Source organism: Candidatus Pelagibacter communis (assembly GCF_001180105.1).
GTDB classification, from domain to species: Bacteria; Pseudomonadota; Alphaproteobacteria; order Pelagibacterales; family Pelagibacteraceae; genus Pelagibacter; species Pelagibacter ubique_K.
Genome location: NZ_CVSO01000014.1, coordinates 1 through 8,682, shown reverse-complemented (window position 1 = coordinate 8,682; position 8,682 = coordinate 1). Strand labels below are relative to the sequence as shown.

Annotated in this window: 10 protein-coding genes; 6 read left to right on the top strand and 4 right to left on the bottom strand. The window is 29.0% G+C overall.

Features of this window, described 5'->3' with window-relative positions; all coding sequences use genetic code 11:
* The 5 genes from AMN84_RS01465 to AMN84_RS01445 all read left to right on the top strand — a co-directional run.
* A partial coding sequence (locus AMN84_RS01465; RefSeq protein WP_425304106.1) for a TerC family protein occupies window positions 1-201 on the top strand: 201 nt, incomplete at its 5' end.
* Window positions 202-203: 2 nt separating this feature from the next.
* On the top strand, window positions 204-971 hold the full coding sequence (locus tag AMN84_RS01460) for an SDR family NAD(P)-dependent oxidoreductase (protein ID WP_075482771.1): 768 nt from the start codon (window positions 204-206) through the stop codon (window positions 969-971).
* Window positions 956-1,756: a M23 family metallopeptidase gene (locus AMN84_RS01455; RefSeq protein ID WP_075482769.1), complete on the top strand. Its 801-nt coding sequence runs from the start codon at window positions 956-958 to the stop codon at window positions 1,754-1,756. The genes AMN84_RS01460 and AMN84_RS01455 overlap by 16 nt, the downstream gene beginning before the upstream one ends.
* Complete coding sequence (locus AMN84_RS01450; protein ID WP_075482767.1) at window positions 1,756-2,529, top strand: fumarylacetoacetate hydrolase; 774 nt, start codon at window positions 1,756-1,758, stop codon at window positions 2,527-2,529. Before AMN84_RS01455 ends, AMN84_RS01450 begins: the two co-directional genes overlap by 1 nt.
* Before the next feature lie 213 nt (window positions 2,530-2,742).
* Entirely contained in the window at window positions 2,743-2,949 is a 207-nt protein-coding gene (locus AMN84_RS01445) for a hypothetical protein (protein ID WP_075482765.1), read from the top strand.
* 335 nt (window positions 2,950-3,284) lie between these two features.
* Here the strand turns inward: AMN84_RS01445 and AMN84_RS01440 are convergent, their stop codons facing one another.
* A complete protein-coding gene (locus AMN84_RS01440) occupies window positions 3,285-4,553 on the bottom strand; it encodes a hypothetical protein (protein ID WP_075482763.1) in 1,269 nt (422 codons plus the stop codon).
* 39 nt (window positions 4,554-4,592) lie between these two features.
* Between AMN84_RS01440 and AMN84_RS01435 the strand changes: the two genes are divergently transcribed.
* Complete coding sequence (locus AMN84_RS01435; protein WP_075482761.1) at window positions 4,593-5,288, top strand: FkbM family methyltransferase; 696 nt, start codon at window positions 4,593-4,595, stop codon at window positions 5,286-5,288.
* A 4-nt stretch (window positions 5,289-5,292) separates the two neighbouring features.
* Here the strand turns inward: AMN84_RS01435 and AMN84_RS01430 are convergent, their stop codons facing one another.
* The 3 genes from AMN84_RS01430 to xsc are packed head-to-tail and all read right to left on the bottom strand — an operon-like array spanning window position 5,293 to window position 8,511.
* The gene (locus tag AMN84_RS01430; protein ID WP_075482759.1) at window positions 5,293-6,264 is read right to left on the bottom strand and encodes an NAD(P)-binding protein; all 972 of its coding nucleotides are present in this window, start codon (window positions 6,262-6,264) and stop codon (window positions 5,293-5,295) included.
* Complete coding sequence (gene msrB, locus AMN84_RS01425; RefSeq protein WP_082254946.1) at window positions 6,264-6,725, bottom strand: peptide-methionine (R)-S-oxide reductase MsrB; 462 nt, start codon at window positions 6,723-6,725, stop codon at window positions 6,264-6,266. The genes AMN84_RS01430 and msrB overlap by 1 nt, the downstream gene beginning before the upstream one ends.
* A 4-nt stretch (window positions 6,726-6,729) precedes the next feature.
* Window positions 6,730-8,511, bottom strand: a complete 1,782-nt coding sequence (xsc, locus tag AMN84_RS01420; protein ID WP_075482757.1) for a sulfoacetaldehyde acetyltransferase — start codon at window positions 8,509-8,511, stop codon at window positions 6,730-6,732.
* Window positions 8,512-8,682 lie beyond the last annotated feature (171 nt).

Sequence of the window (8,682 nt, the reverse complement as noted above, 5' to 3'; positions counted from 1 at the left end):
GGAGTTGCTGGGGCCGCAAGAGATCACTACTATTTATTAGTTTTTGGACTTGCCCTTTCAATTGTATTAATGGCAACAGCTGCAACATTAATTTCTGGGTGGATTAAAAAATATAAATGGATTGCTTGGGTAGGTTTATTAGCAGTACTAATAGTTGCAATAGAATTGATTTATACTGATATAAAAGTACTATTATTTTAAAGATGTTTCTTAAAAAACAAAACTTAAAAAATAAAATTGCTCTTGTAACTGGAGCTGGAAAAGGTATTGGAAAAGCTTGCGCTATTGCTCTTGCTGAAGCTGGGGCAAGTTTAATTATTGTTAGTAGAACAAAAAAAGATTTAGATCAGGTCTCAAAAATTATTAAAAAATTTAGATCTAAGTGTAAATCGTATGTTTGCGATGTAACAAGATATTCTGAGATTAAATCAGTAATAGATTCTCAAAAAAGAATTGATATTTTAGTAAATAATGCTGGCACTAATATTCCAGAACATTTTACAAAAGTAAAAAGAAAAGACATGGAGTACGTAGTCAAGATTAATACAATGGCTACATTTAATATTGCTCAATTATGCTCTTTAAAAATGATTGAATTAAAAAATAGAAAAAAAGTTGGAGGTGTTATTATTAATATGTCTTCACAAATGGGTCACGTTGGTGGACCAATTAGAAGTGTTTACAACATGACTAAATTTGGTTTTGAAGGACTTACAAAAGGAATGTCCATAGATCTTGCTAAATACAATATAAGAGTGAATACTGTTTGTCCTACTTTTGTTGTTACTCCAATGACAAGTAAATTTTTAAAAGACAAAAAATTTATGAGGGAGGTTTTGGGGAATATTCCACTAGGAAGATTTGCTGAACTCTCTGATGTTGCAAGCGCCGTGGTATTTCTTGCCTCTGATCAGGCATCAATGATTACTGGCACCTCTTTACTGGTTGATGGTGGATGGACTTCAAAATAATAAGATATTTACTAATTTTTTTACTTATTCAATTTAATAGCCAAGCAATTGAATTCGAGGGAAAGTTCATTCAAGGACACTTTATATTAGGTAAAACAGAACCTGGAGCTAAAATACAAATAGATAAAAAAAGTGTTAGAGTTTCAAAAGATGGTTTTTTTGCATTTGGTCTTGGAAGAGATAGGAAAAACGATGTTATTATAATAGAAACTCTTAATGGCGTTAAAAATCAATTTGTTAAGAGGGTTTTAAAAAGAGAATATAAAATACAAAGAATAGATGGTTTACCTGAAAAAAAAGTAACTCCACCAAAAGAAGTTTACGATAGAATTAGAAGAGAAAATAAGCTTATTGGAAAAGCAAGAGCTGTTGATACTGATCTAATATATTTTAAAGATAAATTTATAACTCCGGTTGATAACGCAATTATAACTGGAGTTTATGGCAGTCAAAGAATTCTGAATGGAAAACCAAGATGGCCACACTATGGTTTAGATTACGCCCAAAAAACTGGAACTCCAATAAAAGCAATGTTGAGTGGTGTGGTTACCCTTGCTGAAAAAGATCTTTATTATACTGGAGCTACATTAATTTTTGATCATGGTCATGGAATTTCAACTTTATATATGCATATGAATGAAATATTTGTTGAAATGGGTCAAGAGGTTAAAAAAGGAGACATAATTGGTACTGTTGGGAAATCAGGTCGCGCTACAGGACCTCATTTAGATGTTAGATTAAATTGGTTTGATATTAAATTAGACCCTGGAAGTGTATTAAATTAATGAAAAAAGAAATTGAAAAAATTGCTGATAAATTGGTTAACGCATATAAAAAAAATAATCTTATTAATCCAATCCCAATAAAGTATACAAAAAATATCAAAAACGCTACAAGACTTAGAAAACTCTGCGAGTCAAAAATTAAAACAAAAGTTGTAGGTTTTAAAGCTGGGGGTACTGCCTTACCAGTTTTAAAAAAATTAAAAGAAAAAGAACCATTTTATTCAGCAATCTTCAAAAATAATGTTTTGAAAAGCGGTAAGGGAGTAAAAATAAATAAATCAACTTTAGGAATAGAGGTGGAAGTTGGTTACTTAATTAATAAAAATTTTTTCAACAGCAAAAAAGTAATGACTATGAAAAATATAAGCAAATATATTACTCACATGATGCCATGTATTGAAGTTGTTGGCTACAGACAAAAGAAACAAGGAATTAAATTTTTGGGTGATCTTGCAAGTGATTTTGGTGCAAATGTAAAATTTTTGATTGGTCCGAAAAAGAAATTTAAGAGAGTGAATATAGGTAATCTTAAGTGTGATATTAAGAATGTAAAAACAGGGAATACTGTGAAAGGAAATACAAATTCTGTCTATATCAATCCACTTAACTCGCTCAGGTTTGTTTTAAATAAAATGAGAAAAGATAAAGTAAAATTAAATACAAACTTCTACGTATTTACCGGTTCGACAGTAGGTGTTGTTCCATTAAAAAATAAAGGCATGTACATAGCAAAAATTGATAAAATTGGAACTGTAAAATCTTCAATTCGTTAAATGAAGGGAATAAGAAAATTTTTTAAATATAACAAAGTTAGTAAGTATATAATTGCAGGAAGTTTTTTTTTCTTTTTTTTAAAGGGAATAATTTGGATAATTGTCATTACTTTAGCCTGGCTTGGTATCGAAAAAATATAATTTTTGGTGTGACACTCTGATACTTAAATTTGATAATTAAATACATATATATAATCACACGAAAGGATAATTATGAAAAAATTAACTTTAATTTTATCGTTTGTACTATTCACAAGTTCAGCATTTGCAGGTTCTTGTCCTATGATGGCAAAAGGTGTTGACGCAAAAATTGCAGAAGCTCAAAAACTCAGAGATGCTGGTATGAAAGCTCATGACAGTGGTGATCACGCTAAGTCAGAGGAATTACTTAATAAAGCATTAGGAATGTTTAAAGGATAAATTCAATTATGGGGTTTTGGGGCACCTGGCAACAGAACGCCTCACCGCCCCTAGAAATAATCAATAAAATAATATAAAATAAATTAAACGAAAGGATTCGTCATGGGTGGAGTAGAATTAGCAGTACTAATTATTGTAATGATGATAGTTAGCGGTTAACAAGATTTGGGGTTTGGGGGCACCTAACAAAAGAAAGCCCCCACCCCCTTTTTATTATTTGTTTTTCTTTTTTTCTTTTTTTAGTTTTCTTTTTTCCTTAAGAGATAACTTAGGTTTTTTCATAACACTAGAGTCTTTAAATGACTTTCCACTATATCTTTTAGACATGCGAAAAACTAAAACTTTATATAATAACTATTAACGACCGTAATAACATAATACGTTAGATAAAACATATATAAAAATACCATATATTTCTTTGAGAAAAAATCCTTATTGATTCTAAAATTAAAAATTGAGAAAATCAAAACTAATACAAGAGGATCATAGTATTTATGATAAACAGAAAATTGAGGAACCATTAATATTAGTATCAGAAAAATTAAGCTATTTTTTTTTAAGTCTATTTCAATGAACTTTAAAGAAATAAATACGATAAATGGAATTAAAATTAAAAATAAAACATTGTTTAAAAATAAAAAATTTGACAGGTGCAAAAAAATTCCTCCACCGGTAAAATTAATGTCATAATTGAAATATAGAATCAAAAAAGCGGATATTAAAAATGTAATAAAAAATATTTTTAAATTAATTTTACTTAAAGGGTTAGAAACAAAAAAATTTTTATAGTATAAGATTGGTATTAAATGAAATATTATTATAGATAATATAATTGGAAGTTTGCTAAAATAATTTAAATCTAACTTATCTCCTCCTACCCCACTGCTTAAAAAGAAAATTTCTAAAAAAAACAAATAATAGAAAGCTGGAAAAGCTAATAAACAATTAAGTATAATTATATTGAAAATTTTCGTTTTATTTTCAAGTCTTAAATAAGAATAAATAAAAAAAAAAATTACAAAAATGGCAAAGCTTGGTCTTATATATGCTGACAATGATAGAAAAAAAATATTTAAATATAAAAACGATATTTTATCAATATTTTCATTAAATTTTAAAAAATAATATAAAGATATATTGAAAAACAGAAGCCCAAGCATTGCACTTTCTGGCCATATTGCGTTAGATCTAAATGATGGAGAAAGGAATAATACACAACTTAATAAAAAAAGAATTTTTTTGTCGATAAAAAGTTTTTTTGAAAAACAAATTTTCAAACATTTATAAAAAAATATTTGATTTAAAATAATTATATTTAAAAGAATAAACCTTACAATTTCAGCGTCTAAAACTATTTTTTTTAAACTATATATAATTAATATAAATACTGGTGAAATTCTTGTCGGTGACTTTATTTCATCGTAATTAAAAAAAGTATATAGGAAGTCTCTTTCAAATAACTCAACCTGCTTTAAGGCGTGGTTAAAATCAAATTTTGGGCCTAGGGTTGTGTTTTCTCCTAAGAAGAATCCCAAAATAAGACTAAAATAAAGTAAAATAAAAGTTGAGATATGATAATTTTTTTTTATAAATTCAAAGTTCATGGTCACTTGTAAATTAAAATAGAATACAATAATACAAATATGTTTCTTAAATACTATCAAAAATTAGATGATGCTATATCATATCTATTTTCGTCTGTTTCAAATGAAAAGAAACTTTTAAAATCTTATTTTTCAAATAAAAAAATAACCTACATCGATATTGGAACTAACGAAGGGGGTTACTTAGATTTTTTATCTAATTTTATTAAGTTTAAAAAAGTTATTTGTTTTGAACCCATAAAACACCTTAGTGAAAAGCTATCGACAAAATACTCAAAATTAAATTTACATAATTTTAACCTTGCAGTCTCAAACAAGAATCAAACTAAATTTTTTTACCAATACGATATATCCTCTCAATCTAGTTTTTATAAACAAAATGATTTGTTTAAATCATTAAAAAATTTAAAAAAAAAATTTAAAGTTAAAGCAATTAAGTTTGATAGTTTTTTTAGAAAAAAAGAAAAAATTGACTTTTGTAAAATTGATGTACAGGGTGAAGAAATGAATGTTTTAAAAGGTATGGTGAATCATTTAAAAACAAAAAAAATTGACTTAATAAAAATTGAGCTTTCATTCCTTGAAAGATATGAAAAAGTTAAACCAAATTTTTATGATATTCTGGTTTTTTTAAATAAATTTAACTATCATCTTCTATCGATATCAAAAATTAAATACAAAGATGAAAAATTGCTTTTAATGGATGCTTTTTTTGGTCCTGATAAAAGAAATTAATTTTTTACTTAACTATCTTTTTATAAAGGTCTTTTGCACTCAGCCATCCATTTTCTAATCTCGGGCCACCAAACCAATCACCACAAAGCCCAAGACCTATTTTTTTATCCCAGTAACTTTGTATATTTAAAGGTTTTGAGTTTGAAGAATATTTCCAACCATGTATATGGGTAAAGTATATTTTTTTGATTTTAGTTTTTGTTAGTTTTTTAAACTTGCTAATTAAAACATTAGTATAAAATTTTTTTTTGTTTTTATAGTTATCAGTGTGTTTTTTTCCATACTCAAAGGTACTTTGAAGTACCCATAAATCTTTGTTAAATTTAAATCTTTTTTTTGAATTTTCTTTGGAAACCCAACCTAAAACTTTATCATTAGTAAAAAAACTACTTGCTTTATTTGCAGTTTTATTTGTTATCAGTAAAACTGTTAGACTTGAATTCATTACAACTTTATTCTTAAAAAGTTTTGTTATGACAAATTTAGATGTAAGTTTTTTTGCTTGAGGAAAAGGGGCAGTAATAATTAAGTTTTTTGAGTAAATATACTTATTATCTCTAAATTTAAGATACCAATAATCTTTTTGTCTTTTTATCTCAGATAGTTCTGACTGAAAATTACAGTCAATATTTTTAAGTAAGAATTTGCTTATATCGTTATTACCTTTAACACCAATTAATTTAATATGTTTTTTATCTTTTTTTATCCTTTTGTTTAAAAATTCATGATTACCTTTCCAATGTTTAAGAACCCTTTTTTTAATTAATTTATTGGTAAAAAATTTAAATTCCTTTGACCGGGGAGACAAATATTGAAGACCATGATCAAAGCCAATTTTGCCTTTGTATCTTTTAAAAGAACTTCTGCCTCCAACTCCTTTTGCTTTATCAAAAACTTTTATTGAATGTTTTTTTTTTAAATAACATGCAATTGTTGATCCAGATATCCCAGATCCTATTATACAAAAGTCTAACACTATTGAGACGGTTTAAAGATTAAACATAGCCCATTGTTACAAAACCGTTTACCTGACTTGCCTGGACCATCAGCAAATACATGCCCGTGATGTGCTCCACAATTTGCACAATGATATTCAATTCTTTTCATTCCAAAAGAATAATCTACTTTTTTATTAAAAGCTCCTGGAACTGCTTCTGTGAAAGATGGCCAACCGGTTCCACTGTCATACTTTGCGGTTGAGTCAAATAGTAACGCTCCACAGTTAGCACAATGATAAGTACCTTTTCTTTTTTCATTTAACAAAGAACTGGTAAATGCTCTTTCAGTACCTTGATTAAACATTATATCTTTTTGTTGATTTGTAAGATTCTGATTTATGATTTTTTTTGTAGCAGCGTAGATTGTTTTTATTGGTAAATAAAAAAACAAGAGAGAATAACTCAAAATTTTGAGAATTTTTCTTCTTTTTAAAATCATTAAATTATATTAAAGACTTTTGAGGCTTCATATCATTCTTCTTAATTCCAGCAACCTCAACTGGTTTTTTCATTGCGTCTCTTCTGAATGGTTCACCTAACTCTTGATTTAAAATAATTTCTATAAAAGTAGTGATTCCTTTTTTTTGGTCTTCACAAGATTGTTTAATTGCTTTAGTTGTTTCTTCCATAGTTTTACATGTAACACCTTTTAAACCACATGCATTCGCAACTTTTGCATAACTTAATTCTGGATCTAGCTCTGTTCCAACAAAATTATCGTCAAACCATAAAATAGAATTTCTTTTTTCAGCACCCCATTGATAATTTCTAAATATTACCATAGTTATAGCTGGCCACTCTTCCCTGGCGCATGAACTCATTTCATTCATGCTTATTCCAAACGCACCGTCACCAGCAAAACCAATTACAGGTGTATCAGGGCATCCAATTTTTGCACCTAGAATAGCTGGAAATCCGTAACCACATGGTCCAAACAAACCTGGTGCTAAATATTTACGACCTTTTTCAAAAGTTGGATATGCATTTCCAATTGCACAGTTATTTCCTATATCGCTTGATATAATTGCATCTTTCGGCAAAGCATCTTGAATTGCTCTCCAAGCTTGTCTTGGGGACATTCTATCTTTATCTCTTTCTCTTGCTTCTTTGTTCCAAACTGTTCCTGGATCATCTTCCTCATGATCTAACCCAGCTAAAGTTTGTAGCCAAGCAGATTTTGTTTTGTGAATTAAATTTTTCCTTTCATCACGACCTGTATTACCAGCATCAGATGAAAGTTTATCTAAAATTTGTTGGGCGACCTGCTTAGCGTCACCACATATTCCTACTGTAACTTTTTTAGTTAAACCTATTCTATCTGGGTTCATATCAACTTGAATTATTGTTGCATTTTTAGGCCAATAGTCGATTCCATATCCTGGTAAAGTAGAAAAGGGATTTAATCTTGTTCCTAATGCTAAAACAACATCGGCCTTTGAAATAAGTTCCATAGCTGCTTTTGAACCATTGTAACCTAAAGGTCCAACAGCAAGTGGATGGCTTCCAGGAAAACTATCATTGTGTTGATAACCATTACAAACTGGTGCATCTAATTTCTCTGCTAACTTTTTGCATTCTTCTATTGCTCCACCAATAACTACTCCTGCACCTGATAAAATTACTGGAAATTTTGCTTTTGATAATAAACTTGAAGCTTTTTCAATTGCTTCTTTTCCTCCACCCTGTCTTTCAAATCTAACAATTGGAGGAAGCTCTATATCTATAACTTGTGTCCAATAATCCCTTGGTACATTTATTTGTGCTGGTGCAGATCCTCTGAAAGCTTTTTCAATTACTCTATTTAGAACTTCAGCCATTCTTGATGGATCTCTAACTTCTTCTTGGTAACAAACCATGTCTTTAAATAAATTCATTTGTTCTACTTCTTGAAAACCACCCTGACCCATTGTTTTATTTGCAGCTTGTGGAGTTACAACTAATAAAGGGGTGTGATTCCAATATGCTGTTTTGATAGGTGTTACCAAACCTGTAATACCAGGGCCGTTTTGTGCAATTACCATTGACATTTTTCCTGTTGCCCGAGTGTAACCGTCAGCAATTAATCCCCCATTAGTCTCGTGCGCAACATCCCAAAAGGTTATACCAGCTTTTGGAAATAAATCTGAAATAGGCATAAAGGCAGAACCAATTATTCCAAACGCATGTTCTACTCCATGCATTTGAAGAACTTTAATAAAAGCTTCTTCCGTGGTCATTTTAGTCATAAAAATTCTTATATTTTTGTTTGCAATCGCATGATTAATATATAAATTCTCTTCAAGTTTCTACTAAGAAATCGTCACAATGGCAAAAACAGATATAATTATACACGATAAAAAAGATAATGTTGGCGTAATTGTCATAGAAAAAGTTGCCAAAGGACAGGACTGTGGCTG